Here is a 17742-nt window from a genome sequence, read left to right as displayed (position 1 = left end):
GGGTGTAATGGCCGCCCCGCCGGGCGCACCGCCGTAGAGCCATCCATGGCTGCCCCAACCGCTGAAATGAGCATGCACGATTTCGCCGACCAGCTGGCCGGCGCGATGGAGCACGCCGGTACGCTGGAAAACCTGGTGCGGCCACTGCTGGAGCTGCTGCAGACGGTGACCGGGCTGGAATCGACCTACCTCGCCACCGTCGACCTCGATGCCGGGCAGCAGTACGTGCTGTACGCACGCAACACGCGAAAACTGCGGGTGGCCGAAGGGCTCACGGTCACCTGGGCCGACACCCTGTGCCATCGCGCCATGGACGAACGCTGCTCGTATACCGACCACGTGGAAAAGCGTTGGCCCGACTCGCATGCAGCGGCGGCACTGGGCATCGCCACCTTCGCCAGCGTGCCGGTGCACACGGCCGACGGCAAGCTGTATGGCACCTTGTGCGGCGCCAGCGACAAGCACCGGCCGCAGCGCCCAGGCACCTTGCCCGTGCTGCAGATGTTCGCGCGGTTGATCGCGCAACAGGTTGACCGCGAACGGCTGCTGGATTCGCTGCGCCGGGCCAACGTGGCGCTGGCCGTCAGCGCACGCACCGACGTCGTCACCCAGTTGCCCAACCGGCGCGCCCTGCTCGACGAGATGCGACGGCGCATGGAGATGGCGTCCGGCAGCGGCCACGCGCTGTTGGTGGCCTTTGTCGACCTGGATGGCTTCAAGCAGGTCAACGACGCCAACGGTCATGGCGCGGGGGATCGTCTGCTCGGCGCCATCGGCGGCCGCCTGCAGGGCGTACTGCGCGACGGCGATTTCGTGGCCCGCTTCGGCGGGGACGAATTCGTGGTGCTGTCCAGCGCACCACGCGATGACGCGGAGGCCGTGACCGACGCCATGGTGGCCCGCCTCGCCGCCGCCACCACCGGCCAGTTCGCCCTTGGCGAGGTGGTGCTCGACTACGCCGGGCCAAGCATCGGCTGCGCCGTATCGGCGCCGGATGACGACACGGAAACGCTGCTCGCCCGCGCCGACAGCCGCATGTACCAGGTCAAGCAAGGCCGCAAAAACCACGTTGCTGGTTGAACGCGGTCACCCGCCGGGCGGCGCCCGCCGCAGCAGCCAGGCCAGCACCGGCGGCGTCACCATCGCGGTGAGCAGGGACATCGCCACGATCACCGCGTAGACCCGGTTGCTGAACACACCGGCGGCCAGGCCCAGGCTGGCGATCACCACGCCCACCTCGCCGCGCGGCACCATGCCGAAGCCCACGATGACGGCGCCGCGCCGGCCCAGCGACAGCGCGCCAAGGCCGCCGCCGATCAGCTTGGAAACGATGGCGATGACGGTGACCACCAGCAACATCCACAGTGCGTCGGTGCTGGCCAGCTCATGCAGGTCGATCTTGCTGCCGGTGACCACGAAGAAGAACGGCGTGAGCAGGGCAAGCAAGGGTTGCGTCTGGGTTTCCAGCGCATGCCGTTGGCGAGTTTCGGAGGCGATCATGCCGGCGAGGAAGGCACCGATGATGGCGGCCAGGCCGAACAGGGTGGAAACGTAGGCCAGGCCCAGGCACAGCGCCAGCGCGATCAGCAGCGGCGACTGCGCGTGGCGCGGCGTGTCCAGCCAGCGGGAGTTCCAGCGCATGAGGCGCGCGCCGCCCCAGCCGATCACCGCGATGAAGCCCACCGCCTCGCCCAGCACCACCAGCAGGTGGCCCGCGTGGAAGCCATTGCCACCTTGCAGCGACACCACCACGCCGAGCAGCAGCATGGCGAGGATGTCGTCGATCACGGCGGCGCCCAGGATCACCCGGCTTTCCACCCGCTGCAGCACGCCCAGTTCCTGCAGCACGCGCGCGGTGATGCCGGCCGAGGTCGCCACGAAGGCGGCGGCCACGAACATGGCCTTGTCCCACTCGAAACCGCGCCCGTGCGCCCACAGCGCGCCCATACCGAAGGGCACGAGCACGCCGATGAGGCCCACCAGGAAGGCCGCCTTGCCGACCTGCTTCAAGTCCTCCAGCCGCGTTTCCAGGCCCACCGAAAACAGCAGCAGCACCACGCCGATTTCGGCCAGCACATCCAGCGGCGTGCCGGTGGCGATCTGCGCCGGCGCGATCCAGCCCAGCAGCGAGGGGCCGACCACGCAGCCGGCGGCAATCTCGCCCACTACGCCGGGCAGCTTCAGCCGCTGCGCCAGCTCGCCACCGAGCTGCGCGGCGACGAACACGATGAACAAGGTAAGCAGGATGTCGCTGGCGTGATGCATGCGGCGCGTCCGGGCGGGTGACGAAGCCCGCATGCTACATGCTGACCGCGCGTTCGATCAGCTTGCCTGCAGCGGTGCCGCCGTGATGCGATCGGGCGTCAGCCGCGCGAACACGCGGCTGGCACCGGCGGTGATGAGCGCGAGCAGCAGCACCGTCCAGCGGAACGAGGCCACAAAGTCCGCCGCAGTGTGCCCATGCAGCAGTGCCTGCATCAGCAAGGTGGAGAGCGCGATGCCGAAGCTCATCGCGAGGTATTGCACGGTGGAGGCCATCGAGGACGCCATCGCGGCGTGGCGGATGTCGAGGTCGGTATAGATCAGCGTGTTCATCGCGGTGTACTGCAGGCCGGCGAAGGCGCCATAGGCAAAGGCCAGCGTGGCGATCAGCCAGGGTGGCGTGTCCGGCCCGAACAACGCGAAGCAGGCCAGCAGCAGTGCCACCGCCAGCGTGTTGCCCAGCAGCAACCGGCGGTAGCCGTAATGCACCAGCACGCGGTTGATCGCCCACTTGGCGGCGATCGAACCCAGCGCCTGCGGCACCATCATCAGGCCCGCCGCCAGCGGCGACCAGCCGCAGCCCACCTGCAGGAACAGCATCAGCAGCAGGAACATGCCCGAGATGCCCAGCCGGGTGAACAGTCCGCCGGCCAGCGACACCGACACGCTGCGCACGCGCAGCAGGCCGAGATCGGCCACCGGATGCGCGGTGCGCCGGCTGTGCCAGACATAGGCCACGCCCAGCAGCACGGCCACGCCGCTATAGGCGGCCATGGTGCCCCACGGCACCGGGCTGAGTCCCGCCAGCTCGGAAGCGGTGAGCAGCAGGGCCGAGGCCACGGCGAACAGCAGGAAGCCGGCGAGATCGAAGCGGTGGGCGTGATCCAGCCGGTAATCCGGCATGTCGCGTCGGTTCATCCACACGCCGGCGATCGCCACCGGCACGTTGATGAGGAAGATCAGTCGCCACGAGGTGTATTCCACCAGCGCGCCGCCCAGGAGCGGCCCCAGCACCGAGCCGAGCAGACCGAAGGTGGCCACCGTGCTCATCGCGCGCACAAATTCGCGCTTGGCTATGCTGCGTACCAGCACGTAGCGCCCCACCGGCATCAGCGCCGCGCCGCCCACGCCTTGCAGCACGCGCGCGGCCACCAGTTGCGGCAGCGATTGCGACAGGCCGCACAGCAGCGAACCCAGGCCGAACAGCACGATGGCGGCACCGAACACCCGCCGCGTGCCGAAGCGATCACACAACCACGGGCTGGCCGGAATCAGCACGGCCAGCGTCAGCACGTAGCTGGTCAGCGCCGTGCGCATGCCCAGCGGGGTTTCGTGCAACGCGTCGGCCATCGCCGGCACCGCCGTGTTCACCACGGTGGAATCCAGCGCTTGCATGAAGAAGGCGGCGGCTACCAGCCACAGCAGTCCGCGGAAACGCTGCCGCGTGCTGATCGGCGCCGGGTCGGCGGCATCGGCGCGAGCGGGGAACTCGGCGTCTTGGGGAAGCATCGCGTGGATGATACTTGCTGTGGCAGCTTGTTTTTTGCGGACGGCTTTCGCAGAGTCAGGCTTGTTTCATTTGCCGCCAACCCCACATCAAGGCCAAGCCGTGCCAACCCGCGCCAGGGTGTTCCCGCCCCGGCGCGGGCTTTTGCACGGCGGTCATCCGCGCACGAAGGATTTCGCACCATGAGCCGCAAACCCGCCATCACCATCTCCCGGCTGGACATGGAGCGCATCGAGGCGCTGCTCGAGCGCATGCCGCCGGTGCAGGCGCAGACGTATGGCTGGCTGCGCGAGGAACTGGATCGCGCCAGGGTGGTGGAGCCCGCCGCGATGCCGCGCGACGTGGTGACCATGAACTCCACCGTCAGCTTCGTCGACGAGGCCGGCGGCGCGCCGCTGACCCTGACCCTGGTCTACCCCAATGCCGCCGGCAAGCCGGGCACGGTGTCCATCCTCGCGCCGGTGGGTAGCGCCCTGCTTGGCCTGGCCAAGGGCAGGCACATCGACTGGCCCACACCCGATGGCCACACTCGTCGCCTCTCCGTGCTCTCCATCGACTACCAGCCCGAGGCCGCCGGCGAACTGCATCGCTGACGCGCGTGATGCAGCGGGCCTTGCCCTAAACTTGCGTCATGAGTGCCATCGCCACCGACCTGATCCACCGCGCCGCTGCCCTGCGCGAGCGCATCGAACAAGCCAACTACCGCTACCACGTGCTCGATGATCCGACGATCACCGACGCCGAGTACGACGCGCTGATGCGTGAGCTGGAGGCGCTGGAAGCTGCGCATCCGGAGCTGGCCGGCACCGACTCGCCCACCCGTACGGTGGGCGCGCGCGCCAGCGGCGGCTTTGCCGAGGTGACCCACGCGCAGCCGATGCTGTCGCTATCCAACGCCTTCGAGCAGGCGGGCGAGGATGCGCGCACGCGCTTCCACGAGGTGGCCGAATTCGTGCGCCGCATCGAGGAAGGCACGCGGCGCAGCGAGCCGGTGTTTTCCGTGGAGCCCAAGCTCGACGGCCTCGCCATCAGCCTGCGCTACGAGCATGGCCGCTTCGTGCAGGGCGCCACCCGCGGCGACGGCGAGACCGGCGAGGACGTGACCGCCAACCTGCGCACGGTGCGCGCCATTCCGCTGAAGCTGCGCGGCACCGGCTGGCCCACCGTGCTGGAAGTGCGCGGCGAAGTCATCATGCTGCGCAGGGATTTCGAGGCCTTCAACGACTACGCCCGTGCACACGGCGAAAAGACCCTGGCCAACCCGCGCAACGGCGCGGCCGGCTCGCTGCGCCAGCTCGACCCGGCGATCACCGCGAAGCGCCGCTTGAGCTTCTACGCCTACGCGGTGGGCGTGGTGGAAGGCTTCGAGCTGCCGCCCACGCATTCGGCGACCTTGCGGCAACTGCGCGAATGGGGTTTCCCGGTGTCGCCCGAGGTGGACACGGCGCGCGGCTTCGACGGGCTGATCGCCTACTTCCAGCGCATCGGCGCGAAACGCGACCGCCTGCCGTACGACATCGATGGCGTGGTGTACAAGCTGGACGACTACGCCGGGCAGCGCGTAATGGGCTTCGTCTCGCGCGCGCCGCGCTGGGCCATCGCGCACAAGTTTCCCGCGCAGGAGCAGACCACCACGGTCGAGGCCATCGAAATCCAGATCGGCCGCACCGGCGCCGCCACGCCGGTGGCGCGGCTGGCGCCGGTGCAGGTGGCCGGTGTCATCGTCACCAACGCCACCTTGCACAACGCCGACCAGATCGCGCGGCTGGACGTGCGCGTGGGCGACACCGTGATCGTGCGCCGCGCCGGCGACGTAATTCCCGAAGTGGTGCGCGTGATGCCGGAACAGCGCCCACCGCACACGTGCCCCTGGCACATGCCCACGCATTGCCCGGTGTGCGGCTCGGCGTTGCTGCGCGAGGATGGCGCGGCGGCCTATCGCTGCTCGGGCGGCCTGGTCTGCGCGGCGCAGCGCAAGGAGGCACTGATCCACTTTGCCTCGCGCCGCGCGATGGAGATCGACGGCCTCGGCGAGCGCTATGTCGATGCGCTGGTGGATTTTGGCTACGTGCGTACGCCGGCCGACCTGTACCGGCTCACGCTGGACGATTTCCTGGAAATGAAGCGCCGCGCCGACGAGCGCGACGGCACGACGCCCGAAACGGTGAAGCAGGGCAAGGTGGCCACCAAGTGGGCGGACAACTTGCTCGAAGGCATCGAAGCCAGCAAGCACACCACGCTGGCGCGCTTCCTGTTCGCGCTGGGCATCATGCACATCGGCGAGAGCACGGCGAAGACGCTGGCGGCGTGGCTGGGTTCGCTCGCTTTCGTGCGCAGCATGCCGGCCTCCATCCTGCGTGTGTTGCCGGATGTGGGCGGCGAGGTGGCGGCCTCCATCGCCGGTTTCTTCGCCCAGGCGGGCAACCAGCAGGTGGTCGATGCCTTGCTCGCCGCAGGCATCGTGTTCGGCGACGAGGGCTCGCCGTCGCCGAAATTGCGCGCACGGCTGGGCCTGGCCGTGCTGCTGGACATGGCAAACGTCAACAAGCTCGGCCCCAAGAGCACGACCCTGCTGGCCGCGCAGTACCCGACGCTGCAACGTCTGTGCGAGGCGGGCCAGGCGCAATGGATCACCGCTGGCCTGCCGCAGGCGGCGGCGATCAATCTCGGTGCCTGCCTGGCCGACGCAGCGCAGTTGACAGCCTTGCGCGCAGCCGAAGCCGCAATGCAGCGCCTGCTCGATGCCGTCCCCGCGTCGTCGCCATCGGCCAGCCTGCCGCTGGAAGGCCAGACCGCCGTGCTCACTGGAACACTGCCCACGCTGAGTCGCGAGCAGGCGAAAGAAAAGCTCGAGGCGCTGGGCGCCAAGGTTTCCGGCAGTGTGTCGAAGAAGACCCACTTCGTGGTGGCTGGCCTGGATGCCGGCTCCAAGCTCGACAAGGCCAACGAGCTGGGCGTGCCGGTGTGGGACGAGGCGCAGTTGCTGGCGCTGTTGGCCCGGCATGGAGTCGCACCGTGATAAGTCCGGACCCGCACGAGGCGCTGCGGCTGCGCGCACGCCTGTACGCCCTGATCCGCAGCTTCTTCGCCCAGCGCGCGGTGCTGGAAGTGGAGACGCCGATCCTCTCCGCCGCCGGCAACACCGAGCCGAACATCGAGAGTTTCAGCACGAGCTTCAGCGGCCACGTCGACGCCGGCGCGCGCGAGCGCTGGCTGCGCACTTCGCCGGAATATCCGCTCAAGCGCCTGCTCGCCGCCGGCGTGGGCGACTGCTACGAACTGGGGCGGGTGTTCCGCAACGGCGAGGCGGGCGGGCGGCACAATCCCGAGTTCAGCATGCTGGAGTGGTATCGGGTCGGCTGGGATCACCGCCGGCTGATGCACGAGACGATCGAGCTGGTGGAGGCGGCGCTGGCACTCGCGGGGCGGCATGTCGAGGTGCTGATTACGGGCTATCGCCAACTGTTCATCGACGAACTGGGCATCGACTCGGTGCATGCGTCCATCGACGAGCTGCGCGCGCCGCTCGCGGGTTTCGGCATCGATCCGGCGGGACTCACCCGCGACGACTGGCTGGATCTCCTGCTGACGCACCTACTGCAGCCGGGCTTTCCGGCCAATCGCCTCACGGTGATTCACGACTACCCGGCCAGCCAGTGCGCGCTGGCGCGCATCCGCCCCGGCGAGCCGCCGCGCGCGGAGCGTTTCGAGCTGTACCTCGGCCCGTACGAGCTGGCCAACGGCTACCACGAACTGAACGATGCCACCGAGCAACGCGCGCGCTTCGAGCGCGACAACGCGCGCCGCCACGAGCGCGGCCAGCGCGAGCTGCCGCTGGACGAAAGCCTGCTCGCGGTGCTGGACGCCATGCCCGCTTGCGCCGGCGTGGCGCTGGGCATCGAGCGCCTGCTGATGTGCCTCATGCGGACCGACGCCATCGCCGACGTGCTGGCGTTTCCCTTTGCCGCGGCGTGACGGGGCGGCTTACACGGCGTCCAGCGCCGTATCCAGCGCCAGCTCGGCCATCCGCCCCAGGCCCTGCTCGCGCTCGGCGGCATCGAGATGGCTGTCGTGGTCGAGGTGGTCGCTGACGGTGAGCACGGCCAGCGCCTGAAAACCCTCGCGCATGGCCAGCCCGTACAGGCCGGCAGCTTCCATCTCCACGCCAAGCACGCGGTGGCGACGCAGGAGGGCGAGGCGTTCGGGGGCGTCGTCGTAGAAGGTGTCGGTGCTGAAGACGTGGGCTACGCGCACGGCGGTGCCGAGGCGGCCGGCGGTTTCCACGGCGGTGCGCAACAAGGAAAAATCGGCGCAGGCGGCCAGGTCGAGCTCGCCGAAGGCGAGGCGGTTGCAACGCGAATCGGTGCTGGCCGACTGCGCCAGCAGGATGTCACCCAGTTGCGCCGCGCCCAGGCCACCGCAGGTGCCCACGCGGATGATGCGGCGCACGCCGTAGAAGCGCGCCAGCTCGGTGGCGTAGATCGCGGTGGAGGGGATGCCCATGCCGCCGCCCATCACCGATACGCGCTGGCCGCGATAGCAGCCGGTGTAGCCAAGCATGTTGCGCCGGGCGGCGACTTCCACCACGTCACTGAGGAAGTTTTGCGCGATATGGCGCGCGCGCAACGGGTCGCCGGGCAGCAGCACGGTGTCGGCGAAGTCGCCGGGGCGGGCGTCGATGTGTGGCGTGCTCATGCGGATGGCTCGTCGAGGAAGCCGCGCCCTTCGGCCAGCGGCGGCAACTGGAGATGGCTGGCCAGGCTCTGGCCGAGGTCAGCGAAGCTGTCGCGTCGGCCCAGCGCGCGCGGCGCAAGGCCGGGGCCGCAGGCCAGCACGGGGATGGTTTCGCGGGTGTGGTCGCTGCCCGGCCAGGTGGGGTCGCAGCCGTGGTCGGCGCTGAGCAGCACGAGATCGCCGGGGCGCATGGCGGCCAGCAATGACGGCAGGCGCGCGTCGAAGGCCTCCAGCGCGGCGGCGTAGCCCAGCGGGTCGCGGCGGTGGCCGTAGGCGCTGTCGAAGTCCACGAAGTTGGTGGCGATCAGGGCGCCGTCGCCGGTTTCCTCCAGCGTCGCCAGCGTGGCGTCGAACAGCGCATCGTGGTGGGCGCCCGGCAGGCTGCGGCTCACGCCCCGGTGGGCGAAGATGTCGCCCATCTTGCCGATGGCCACCACCTCGCCGCCGCGTGCCCGCACCGCGTCGAACAGGGTGGGCGCGGGCGGCGGCAGGCTGTAGTCGTGGCGGTGGGCGGTGCGGCGAAAGCCGGCCTCGGGCGTGCCGGTGAAAGGCCGCGCGATCACCCGGCCAATGCGCAGGTCGTCGCACCGGCGCCGCGCGATGCGGCACAGCGCGTAGAGGCGCTCCAGCCCGAAGGTTTCCTCGTGCGCGGCGATCTGGAACACCGAATCGGCCGAGGTGTAGACGATGGGCTTGCCGCTGGCCAGGTGTTCGGCGCCGAGGCGCGCGATGATCTCGGTGCCGGAGGCATGCGTGTTGCCGAGCACGCCGGGCAGGCCGCCCTCGCGCACCAGGGCATCGAGCATGGCGGCGGGAAAACAGTTTTCGCCGGGCGGGAACAGGCCGAAGGGCTCGGTGAGGGTGACGCCCATGCTTTCCCAGTGGCCCGAGGGCGTGTCCTTGCCGCGGGCGCGCTCCACCGCGTAGCCCCACCAGCCGGTGGGGGCCGGCAGTGCGGGCGTCGGCAGGCCGTGGGCCAGCGCGTGGGCGTGCGCGAGGCCAAGGCGGTCGAGGTTGGGCAACTGCAGTGCTCCACGTGGCGCGGTGGCGCAGTACGCCTTGATGTGGCCGTAGGTGTCGGCGCCGGCATCGCCGTAGTCGGCGGCGTCGGGGGCGGCGCCGAGGCCGAAGGAGTCCAGCACCAGCCAGATCGCGCGGGTCATGGGGCAGCCTGCGTGGCGGTTTGTTCCAGCCAGCGCAGCAGCGGCAGGCTTTTCGGCGCGGCTTCGCCCAGTCGAAAAGCGGCCTGCACCTGCGCCACGGCGATGGCGGCATGGGTTTCGTCGCGGGCATGCACCAGGGCCAGCGGCTCGCCGCGGGTTACCTGCACGCCGCGTCCGGACACGGCGGCCAGGCCCACAGCATGGTCGATGGCATCGCCTGGCCGGCGGCGGCCGCCGCCCAGATCCACCACCGCCTCGCCCAACGCGCGCACGTCGACGGCCTGCACGATGCCATCCCTGGGCGCCGGCACCGCGCGTCGCACGGGGGCCTGCGGCAGATGGCGCTCGGGGTGTTCGACGAGATCGTGCGGGCCGCCCAGTGCGGCGACCATGCGCGCGAAGCGTTCGGCGGCGGCGCCGCTGGCCAGCGCGTGTTCGAGCTTGCCGATGGCTTCGGCGTGGCTGGCGGCGAGGCCGCCAAGGCAGAGCAGGCGTGCCGATAGTTCCAGCGTCAACGCGCGCAGGCGTAGGCAGCCGGGCTGGCCGGTGAGCAGGCCCAGCATGGCGCGCAGTTCCAGCGCGTTGCCGGCCGCGTGGCCCAGCACCTGATGCATGTCGCTGAGCGCGACCGACAGGCGCAGGCCGCTGCCTTCGGCCACCTGCCGCATGCGCGCGGCCAGCGCCTCGGCCTCGGCGGTGGAGGGCGTTTGCGCGCCGCTGCCGGTCTTGATGTCCAGCACCAGCGCCTGCGCGCCGCCGGCGAGTTTCTTGGCGAGGATGGAGGCGACGATCAGGTCGGGCACGTCCACCGTGGCGGTGGTGTCGCGCACCGCGTACAGGCGGCGGTCGGCGGGCACCAGCTCCGCACTCTGGCCGACGATGGCGCAGCCCACCTCGCGCAGCACGCGGCGCAGGCGTTCGGGCGCTGGGTTCACGTCGTAGCCGGGGAGGCTTTCGAGCTTGTCCAGCGTGCCGCCGGTGTGGCCCAGGCCGCGGCCGGAGATCATCGGCACGTAGCCGCCGCAGGCGGCAACCAGCGGCGCCAGCGCCAGGCTCACGCCGTCGCCCACGCCGCCGGTGGAATGCTTGTCCAGCACCGGGCCGGGCAGGTCGTTCCAGTGCAGGCAGGCGCCCGAGTCGCGCAGCGCGAAGGTGAAGTCGCGGCATTCGTCGGCCGCCAGCGCGCGCCAGGCGATCGCCATGGCCAGCGCGCCGAGCTGGCCCTCGCTCCAGGCCCCGCTGGCGATGCCGCGGGCCAGCGCCTGCCACTGCGCGGCATCCAGTCGCCGGCCCTCGCGCTTGGCGCGGATCAGCGCGACGGCGGGCCAGTCGCTCATGCCGAGGCCAGCGGCAGCAGAGCGCCACGCAGCGCGCTGGCGCCGAGGCGAAAACGCGGCGCGGCGATCCAGGCATCGCCCAGCCGCTCCTGCGCCAGTCCGAAATACAGCGCGGCATCGGCCGGTGTGCGGATGCCGCCGGCGGCCTTGAAACCGCAGCGTCCGCCGTGCGCGGCGATCACGTCGAGCATGATGGCGGCGGCCTCCGGCGTGGCGTTCACCGTCACCTTGCCAGTGGAGGTCTTGAGGAAATCCACCCCCATTTCGATGCCCAGCTCGCTGGCGGCGCGGATCAGGACCGGCGTGCCCAGTTCGCCGGTTTCCAGGATCAGCTTGAGGATGTGTGCCTCGCCACAGGCATGGCGGGCGGCCGCCAGCACGGCGCGGGCGGCCGCCAGGTCGCCGTGGCGGAAGGCGGCCCACGGCAGCACCAGGTCGATCTCGTGCGCGCCGGCGGCGATGGCGCGACGTATCTCGCGCGCCACGCGCAGCACGTTGGCGCTGCCATCGGGAAAGTTCACCACGGTGGCCAGCCCGATCGTGCTGCCCTTGATCGCGTGCGCCGCGGTGGTGACGTGTTCGGGATAGACGCAGATCGCCGCCGGCGGCACACCTTGTCGCGCGCTGGCGCACAGCGCCTCGATCCGGGCGGGGGTGTCGTCCTCGTCCAGGCTGGTCAGGTCGAGCAGGCCGAGCAGGCGCGTGGCAAGCGCGGAGGAAACGGCGGCAGGCATGGCGGCATCCCGAGGTCGAGTGCCGCCAGCCTAGGTGCTGCGCCGCCGGGATGCTTTGATTTGGCGCAGCCGCTCGCGCTCAGCGCGCCAGCGGCGCGCAGTGCCGTTCCAGCCAGGCCAGGTCGTCGCCGTCCAGTAGTGGCGACAGCGCGGCGCGCACGGTGGCGTGGTAATCGTCCAGCCAGGCGCGTTCATCGGGGCCGAGCAGGGCGGGTTCCAGTGCGCGGCGGTCGAACGGGCACAGCGTGAGCGTCTCGAAGGCGAGGAAGTCGCCGAATTCGGTGCGGTCGGCGTCCACCACCACGGCGAGGTTCTCGTGGCGGATGCCGTGGCGGCCGGGCTTGTACAAGCCCGGCTCGATCGAGGAGATCATGCCCGGCTCCAGCGGCACCAGCGCGCCGCCGGCCACCGGCGGGCGGATGGAGTGCGGGCCTTCGTGCACGTTGAGGAAGTAGCCCACGCCGTGGCCGGTGCCGTGGCCGTAGTCGCAGCAGGCGGCCCACAGCGGCGCGCGCGCCAGCGCATCGAGTTGCGGGCCGCTGGCGCCCCTGGGGAAGCGCGCGCGGCTGAGCGCGATCATGCCCTTGAGTACCAGCGTGGCATCGCGGCGCTGCTCGGCGGTGGTCTCACCCAGTGCCAGCACGCGGGTGATGTCGGTGGTGCCGCCCAGGTACTGGCCGCCGGAGTCGATCAGCAGCAGGCCCTTCGCCTGCAGCGTGCTGTGCGACTCGGGCGTGGCGCGGTAGTGCGGCAGCGCGCCGTTGGCCTGGTAGCCGGCGATGGTGGCGAAGCTCTCGCCGACGAATTCCGGTTGCGCGGCGCGCGCGGCGTGCACCAGCGCGTGCACGTCCAGCTCGGTGAGCGGCAGGCCTTGCGCGAGGCCTGCTTCGATCTGGCGGAAGGCGTGCGCCAGCGCGGCGCCGTCGCGGCGCATCACATCGCGCACGTGATCGAGCTCGGCCGGGCTTTTCACTGCCTTGAACGCGGTGCTGGGCGCGGCGGCTTCGATGCGCTTGACGCCGGCGGGGATGGCGTCCGCGATGGCGCAGACCACATGGCCGGGGTCGAGCAGCAGGCGGTCGGTCGCGCCCAGTTCGCCCAGCGCGTCGCTGATGCCGGCGTAATCGGCGATGGCGATGCCATCCGCGGCGAGCGCCGCCACCAGCGCGTCGTCGAACTTGCCGCGGCCGGCGAACAAGGTGGCGCCGCCGTCGGTGGCCACCAGCAGGTGGGCGAGGAACACCGGGTTGCACTCCACGTCGCTGCCGCGCAGGTTGGTGAGCCAGGCGATGTCGTCGAGACTGGACAGCAGGTGATGCGTGGCGCCGTGCTTGCGCAGCGCCTTGCGCAGGCGGGCGAGCTTGTCGGCGCGCGGTGTGCAGGCGCGCGCGATAGCGTGTTCGACGATGCGCGCGGCGGGCAGGGCAGGGCGCTCGTGCCAGATCGTGCCGGGCAGGTCGAGGTCGGTGCGCACGCGGATGCCGTGTTCGCCCAGCTTGCGCTCCATCGCGCGCAGGCTGGACAGGGCGAGGCTGTCGCCGGCCACGGCGAGCGTCTCGCCTTCATGCAACTGTGTGGTCAGCCAGTCCAGATGCTCGGGAGTGTGCGGCACGCGCAGTTTCATCAGCGCGATGCCGCTGCCGGCGAGTTGCTGTTCGGCCTGCGAGAAATAGCGCGAATCGGTCCACAGACCGGCTCGATCCGGCGTGACGATCAGGGTGCCGGCCGAGCCGGTGAAGCCGGACAGCCACACGCGCGCCTGCCAGCGTTCGGGCAGGTATTCGGACAGGTGCGGGTCGGCGCTGGGGACGATCACGGCGGCGATGCCGTGGCTTTGCATGGCCGCGCGCAGCGCGGCGAGGCGGGCGGGGATGGGGGCGTTCATGCCGGCATGGTAGCAGGCGCGATGCGTGGCCAACGCCTGCCACAAGCGCGCTGGCTGCGCAACGCGCAAGATCATCGCGCAGTATTTTTCAGGTGCGGCATCGTGTCGCGGCATGGGTCACTGCAAGGGCGAATTCCCCTAGGATGCGCGCCGCCGTCCCCGGCATCCCCCTTGGCTGTGCAAAGAGTCGTTTGTGAGCAGACGTTCCCCCGTAGCTGCCCTGCGCTGGTCGTGCGCAGGCTTGGCCGTGTTTCTTGCCGGCTGCCAGATGGAAGTCCTTTCGCCCAAGGGCGACGTGGGCATGCATGAGAAGCACCTGATCCTGATTGCGCTGGGGCTGATGTCCCTGGTGGTGATCCCGGTGATCGTGCTGACGCTGTGGTTCGCGTGGCGCTACCGCGCCTCCAACACCAAGGCGACGTATGCGCCCACGTGGTCGCACTCGACCGGGCTTGAGCTGCTGATGTGGGGCATTCCCTGCCTCATCATCGCGATCCTCGGCACCATCACCTGGCGCAGCACGCACGCGCTCGATCCGTACAAGCCGCTGGTGTCCGACGTGAAGCCGGTGACCATCGAGGCGGTGGCGCTGGACTGGAAGTGGCTGTTCATCTACCCCGACTTCGGCGTGGCCAGCGTCAACCAGATCGCCTTCCCGGTGGATACGCCGGTGGACTTCAGGATCACCTCGGCCTCGGTGATGAACGCGTTCTTCATTCCGCGGCTGGGCAGCCAGATCTACGCGATGAACGGCATGCAGACCCAATTGCACCTGATCGCGCGCGAGGCGGGCAGCTACGACGGCCTGTCATCGAACTACAGCGGCGCCGGCTTCTCCGACATGCGCTTCACCGCCATCGCCACCAGCACGCAGGGTTTCCAGGATTGGCTGGCGAAGGCGAAGGCCAGCGGCACCACGCTCGACCAGCCGGCCTACCAGGTGCTCGAACAGCCCAGCGAAAAGGCGCCGGTGGCGTACTACGCGGCCGTGGCGCCGCACCTGTTCGAGGACATCCTGCACGCCGATGCGGATGGCACGCACGCCAAGGCAGCGCCGATGCCCGGCATGGGCATGCCCGCGGGCGTGGCCGTTGCCCCCTCGCACCACGACCACGCCAAGGCAGCGGAGTAAGCCATGTTCGGAAAACTTTCCCTCGCGGCGATCCCGTTCGATCAGCCGATCGTGATGGGCACCTTGCTGATGGTGGCCATCGCCGGCGCGGCCGTGCTCGGCGGCATCACGTATTTCCGCAAGTGGAGCTACTTGTGGAACGAGTGGTTCACTTCGGTGGACCACAAGAAGATCGGCGTCATGTACATCGCGCTGGCACTGGTGATGCTGCTGCGCGGCTTTGCCGACGCCATCATGATGCGCGGCCAGCAGGCGATGGCGGCGGCCGGTGCGCAGGGCTATCTGCCGGCGCACCACTTCGACCAGATCTTCAGCGCCCACGGCACCATCATGATCTTCTTCATGGCGATGCCTTTCGTGGTCGGCCTGATGAACCTGGTGGTGCCGCTGCAGATCGGCGCGCGCGACGTGGCCTATCCGTTCCTGAACTCGCTGAGCTTCTGGCTCACGACTTCGGGCGTGGTGCTCATCATGCTGTCGCTGTTCGTGGGCGATTTCTCGGCCACCGGCTGGCTGGCCTATCCGCCGCTCTCCGAGCTGAAGTTCAGCCCCACCGTGGGCGTGGACTACTACATCTGGGCGGTGCAGCTGTCGGGCCTGGGCACGACACTGACCGGCATCAACTTCATCGTCACCATCCTGCGCATGCGCGCGCCGGGCATGACGCTGATGAAGATGCCGGTGTTCACCTGGACCGCGCTGGTCACCAACGTGCTGATCGTGGTGTCGTTCCCGGCGCTGACCGTGGCGATGTTGCTGCTGGGCGCCGACCGCTACCTCGGCATGCACTTCTTCACGAACACGCTGGGCGGCAACGCCATGATGTACGTGAACCTGATCTGGATCTGGGGCCACCCCGAGGTCTACATCCTGATGGTGCCGTGCTTCGGCGTGTATTCGGAGATCATCGCCACCTTCTCGGGCAAACCGCTGTTCGGCTACAAGTCGATGGTGTGGGCCACGGTGGCGATCGGCCTGATGTCCTTCCTGGTGTGGCTGCACCACTTCTTCACCATGGGCTCGGGCGCCAGCGTCAACGCCTTCTTCGGCATCGCCACGATGGTCATTTCCATCCCCACCGGCGTGAAGGTGTTCAACTGGCTGTTCACCATGTACCGCGGCCGCGTGCGCTTTACCGTGCCGGTGCTGTGGACGATCGGCTTCATGGTGACTTTCGTGATCGGCGGCATGACCGGCGTGCTGCTGGCGGTGCCCGGCGCGGACTTCGTGCTGCACAACAGCCTGTTCCTGATCGCGCACTTCCACAACATGATCATCGGCGGCGTGGTGTTCGGCTGCCTGGCGGCGCTGAACTACTGGTTCCCCAAGGCGTTCGGCTTCAAGTTGGAGGAGCGCTGGGGCAAGTGGTCGTTCTGGTGCTGGCTGGTGGGCTTCTACGTGGCCTTTTTCCCGCTCTACGCGCTGGGCCTGATGGGGGCCACGCGTCGCATGCAGCACTACGACAATCCGGCCTGGCAGCCGTATTTCGTGGTGGCCTTCGTCGGTGCGGTGATCATCTTCGCAGGCATCGGCTTCACCCTGTTGCAAGTGGCGGTGAGCATCCGCCACCGCGAGAAGAATCGCGATCTCAGCGGCGACCCCTGGGGCGGCCGCACGCTGGAGTGGGCCACCAGCTCGCCGGCGCCGTTCTACAACTTCGCGGTGCTGCCTGCGGTGGCCGAACTCGACCAGTTCTGGGCGGACAAGGAAGCCGGCGTGGTCTATCGCCCGGCGGCGAAGTACGCCGACATCCACATGCCGCGCAACACCGGCGTGGGCGTGTACATGGGCGCCTTCGGCACCGTGCTGGGCTTCGCCCTGGTCTGGCATATCTGGTGGATGGCGGCGCTGGGGCTGCTCGGCATGGTCGGCGCCTTCATCGCCCGTGCCTATGACCGCGACGTCGACTACTACGTGCCCGCCGCCGAGGTGGAAAAGATCGAGCGTGCGCGTCAGCAGGCGCTTGCACCGTTGTTCCAGACGGCCGGCACCGTGCCCGCCGAGCAGAAGGTGGCCTGATGAATACCTCCGTCCTCATCGCCAGCCACGACCTCGCCGGATCGCACGCGCATCACGACGACGGCTCCAAGACCCTCCTGGGGTTCTGGATGTACCTGATGAGCGACTGCCTGATCTTCTCGGGCCTGTTCGCCACCTTCGCCGTGCTCTCCCATGCCTATGCGGGCGGCCCCACTGGCAGGGAGCTGTTCGACCTCAAGTACGTGCTGGGCGAGACGATGCTGTTGCTCATCAGCAGCTTCAGCTTCGGCATGGCGATGCTGGGCATGCACGCCGGCCGGCGCAACCAGGTGCTGGGCTGGATGGCGGTCACCTTCCTGCTCGGCGCGGCCTTCGTCGGCATGGAAATCCATGAGTTCGCCGGCCTGATCCACGAAGGCGCCGGCCCGGATCGCAGTGCCTTTTTGTCGGCCTACTTCACCCTGGTCGGCACGCACGGCCTGCATGTCACCTGCGGCCTGATCTGGATGGCGGTGATGTTCGACATGGTGCGCCGCCACGGACTGGACGGCATCGTCAGGCGTCGCCTGTCCTGTCTCAGCCTGTTCTGGCATTTCCTCGACGTGATCTGGATCTGCGTGTTCACTTTCGTCTATCTGCATGGGGTGCTGTGATGTCGCACGCGCACGAACACGCCGCGCACGGCGGCAAGCACGGCTCGCTGAAGTCCTACCTGGTGGGCTTCGGCCTTTCCATCGCGCTCACGCTGCTGTCCTTCGGCTGCGTGATGGCCGGCCTGGTGCCGCCGCAGCTGATCGCCCCCGCGCTGATGCTGTTCTGCATCGCCCAGGTGCTGGTGCAGCTCGGCTTCTTCCTGCACATGGGGCTGGCGCCGGAGCAGCGCGAGAACCTGATGGTGGCGGCATGCGCGCTGATCTTCATCGCCATCGTGGTGATCGGCTCGCTGTGGGTGATGCACAACGCCAACGCCCTGATGATGCCTGGCATGGCGCGCGGCTGAGCATCCAA

Annotated in this window: 15 protein-coding genes; 8 read left to right on the top strand and 7 right to left on the bottom strand. The window is 69.3% G+C overall.

What is annotated here, in order from left to right; genetic code table 11:
• Positions 1-45 precede the first annotated feature (45 nt).
• Positions 46-1080 (top strand): sensor domain-containing diguanylate cyclase, encoded by a 1035-nt coding sequence (locus AC3WQA_RS02240; protein WP_492673482.1) that lies wholly within the window; start codon positions 46-48, stop codon positions 1078-1080.
• Between the two features lie 6 nt (positions 1081-1086).
• On the opposite strand, the gene AC3WQA_RS02235 is transcribed toward AC3WQA_RS02240, so the two are convergent.
• Positions 1087-2265 (bottom strand): cation:proton antiporter, encoded by a 1179-nt coding sequence (locus tag AC3WQA_RS02235; protein ID WP_492673481.1) that lies wholly within the window; start codon positions 2263-2265, stop codon positions 1087-1089.
• Between the two features lie 57 nt (positions 2266-2322).
• On the bottom strand, positions 2323-3771 hold the full coding sequence (locus AC3WQA_RS02230) for an MFS transporter (RefSeq protein ID WP_492673480.1): 1449 nt from the start codon (positions 3769-3771) through the stop codon (positions 2323-2325).
• Positions 3772-3951: 180 nt separating this feature from the next.
• Here AC3WQA_RS02230 and rnk point away from each other — a divergent pair, with 180 nt between their 5' ends.
• The 3 genes from rnk to epmA are packed head-to-tail and all read left to right on the top strand — an operon-like array spanning position 3952 to position 7744.
• Complete coding sequence (gene rnk, locus AC3WQA_RS02225) at positions 3952-4362, top strand: nucleoside diphosphate kinase regulator (RefSeq protein ID WP_492673479.1); 411 nt, start codon at positions 3952-3954, stop codon at positions 4360-4362.
• 38 nt (positions 4363-4400) lie between these two features.
• Positions 4401-6788 (top strand): NAD-dependent DNA ligase LigA, encoded by a 2388-nt coding sequence (gene ligA / locus AC3WQA_RS02220; protein WP_492673478.1) that lies wholly within the window; start codon positions 4401-4403, stop codon positions 6786-6788.
• Complete coding sequence (epmA, locus tag AC3WQA_RS02215) at positions 6785-7744, top strand: EF-P lysine aminoacylase EpmA (protein WP_492673477.1); 960 nt, start codon at positions 6785-6787, stop codon at positions 7742-7744. The genes ligA and epmA overlap by 4 nt, the downstream gene beginning before the upstream one ends.
• Positions 7745-7753: 9 nt before the next feature.
• Here epmA and deoD read toward each other — a convergent pair whose 3' ends face one another.
• The 5 genes from deoD to AC3WQA_RS02190 all read right to left on the bottom strand — a co-directional run bounded on the left by deoD (position 7754) and on the right by AC3WQA_RS02190 (position 13622).
• Positions 7754-8464: a purine-nucleoside phosphorylase gene (deoD, locus tag AC3WQA_RS02210; protein WP_492673476.1), complete on the bottom strand. Its 711-nt coding sequence runs from the start codon at positions 8462-8464 to the stop codon at positions 7754-7756.
• Positions 8461-9666, bottom strand: a complete 1206-nt coding sequence (locus AC3WQA_RS02205) for a phosphopentomutase (RefSeq protein WP_492673475.1) — start codon at positions 9664-9666, stop codon at positions 8461-8463. The genes deoD and AC3WQA_RS02205 overlap by 4 nt, the downstream gene beginning before the upstream one ends.
• On the bottom strand, positions 9663-11003 hold the full coding sequence (locus AC3WQA_RS02200) for a thymidine phosphorylase (RefSeq protein ID WP_492673474.1): 1341 nt from the start codon (positions 11001-11003) through the stop codon (positions 9663-9665). Before AC3WQA_RS02200 ends, AC3WQA_RS02205 begins: the two co-directional genes overlap by 4 nt.
• Positions 11000-11737, bottom strand: a complete 738-nt coding sequence (gene deoC / locus AC3WQA_RS02195; protein WP_492673473.1) for a deoxyribose-phosphate aldolase — start codon at positions 11735-11737, stop codon at positions 11000-11002. Before deoC ends, AC3WQA_RS02200 begins: the two co-directional genes overlap by 4 nt.
• A gap of 79 nt (positions 11738-11816) precedes the next feature.
• Positions 11817-13622: an aminopeptidase P family protein gene (locus AC3WQA_RS02190; protein ID WP_492673472.1), complete on the bottom strand. Its 1806-nt coding sequence runs from the start codon at positions 13620-13622 to the stop codon at positions 11817-11819.
• Between the two features lie 268 nt (positions 13623-13890).
• Between AC3WQA_RS02190 and cyoA the strand changes: the two genes are divergently transcribed.
• The 4 genes from cyoA to cyoD are packed head-to-tail and all read left to right on the top strand — an operon-like array spanning position 13891 to position 17734.
• Complete coding sequence (gene cyoA / locus AC3WQA_RS02185; RefSeq protein ID WP_492676301.1) at positions 13891-14754, top strand: ubiquinol oxidase subunit II; 864 nt, start codon at positions 13891-13893, stop codon at positions 14752-14754.
• A gap of 3 nt (positions 14755-14757) precedes the next feature.
• Entirely contained in the window at positions 14758-16773 is a 2016-nt protein-coding gene (gene cyoB / locus AC3WQA_RS02180; RefSeq protein WP_492673471.1) for a cytochrome o ubiquinol oxidase subunit I, read from the top strand.
• Positions 16773-17387 carry a cytochrome o ubiquinol oxidase subunit III gene (cyoC, locus tag AC3WQA_RS02175; RefSeq protein ID WP_492673470.1) on the top strand — a complete coding sequence of 205 codons (615 nt, stop codon included), beginning with the start codon at positions 16773-16775 and terminating at the stop codon, positions 17385-17387. The genes cyoB and cyoC overlap by 1 nt, the downstream gene beginning before the upstream one ends.
• Positions 17387-17734, top strand: a complete 348-nt coding sequence (gene cyoD, locus AC3WQA_RS02170) for a cytochrome o ubiquinol oxidase subunit IV (protein ID WP_492673469.1) — start codon at positions 17387-17389, stop codon at positions 17732-17734. The genes cyoC and cyoD overlap by 1 nt, the downstream gene beginning before the upstream one ends.
• Positions 17735-17742: the final 8 nt, after the last annotated feature.

It is taken from the genome of Rhodanobacter sp. FW106-PBR-R2A-2-24 (assembly GCF_058789615.1).
The sequence above is the reverse complement of the archived record's forward strand: the minus strand, read 5'-3'. Positions and strand labels throughout refer to the sequence as shown.

Coding starts and splice junctions, on each gene's coding strand:
- ligA (WP_492673478.1), top strand. CDS start 4,401: ATGAGTGCCATCGCCACCGACCTGATCCACCGCGCCGCTGCCCTGCGC.
- AC3WQA_RS02205 (WP_492673475.1), bottom strand. CDS start 9,666: ATGACCCGCGCGATCTGGCTGGTGCTGGACTCCTTCGGCCTCGGCGCC.
- deoC (WP_492673473.1), bottom strand. CDS start 11,737: ATGCCTGCCGCCGTTTCCTCCGCGCTTGCCACGCGCCTGCTCGGCCTG.
- AC3WQA_RS02235 (WP_492673481.1), bottom strand. CDS start 2,265: ATGCATCACGCCAGCGACATCCTGCTTACCTTGTTCATCGTGTTCGTC.
- deoD (WP_492673476.1), bottom strand. CDS start 8,464: ATGAGCACGCCACACATCGACGCCCGCCCCGGCGACTTCGCCGACACC.
- cyoD (WP_492673469.1), top strand. CDS start 17,387: ATGTCGCACGCGCACGAACACGCCGCGCACGGCGGCAAGCACGGCTCG.
- cyoA (WP_492676301.1), top strand. CDS start 13,891: ATGGAAGTCCTTTCGCCCAAGGGCGACGTGGGCATGCATGAGAAGCAC.
- AC3WQA_RS02200 (WP_492673474.1), bottom strand. CDS start 11,003: ATGAGCGACTGGCCCGCCGTCGCGCTGATCCGCGCCAAGCGCGAGGGC.
- AC3WQA_RS02230 (WP_492673480.1), bottom strand. CDS start 3,771: ATGCTTCCCCAAGACGCCGAGTTCCCCGCTCGCGCCGATGCCGCCGAC.
- AC3WQA_RS02240 (WP_492673482.1), top strand. CDS start 46: ATGGCTGCCCCAACCGCTGAAATGAGCATGCACGATTTCGCCGACCAG.
- rnk (WP_492673479.1), top strand. CDS start 3,952: ATGAGCCGCAAACCCGCCATCACCATCTCCCGGCTGGACATGGAGCGC.
- cyoB (WP_492673471.1), top strand. CDS start 14,758: ATGTTCGGAAAACTTTCCCTCGCGGCGATCCCGTTCGATCAGCCGATC.
- cyoC (WP_492673470.1), top strand. CDS start 16,773: ATGAATACCTCCGTCCTCATCGCCAGCCACGACCTCGCCGGATCGCAC.
- AC3WQA_RS02190 (WP_492673472.1), bottom strand. CDS start 13,622: ATGAACGCCCCCATCCCCGCCCGCCTCGCCGCGCTGCGCGCGGCCATG.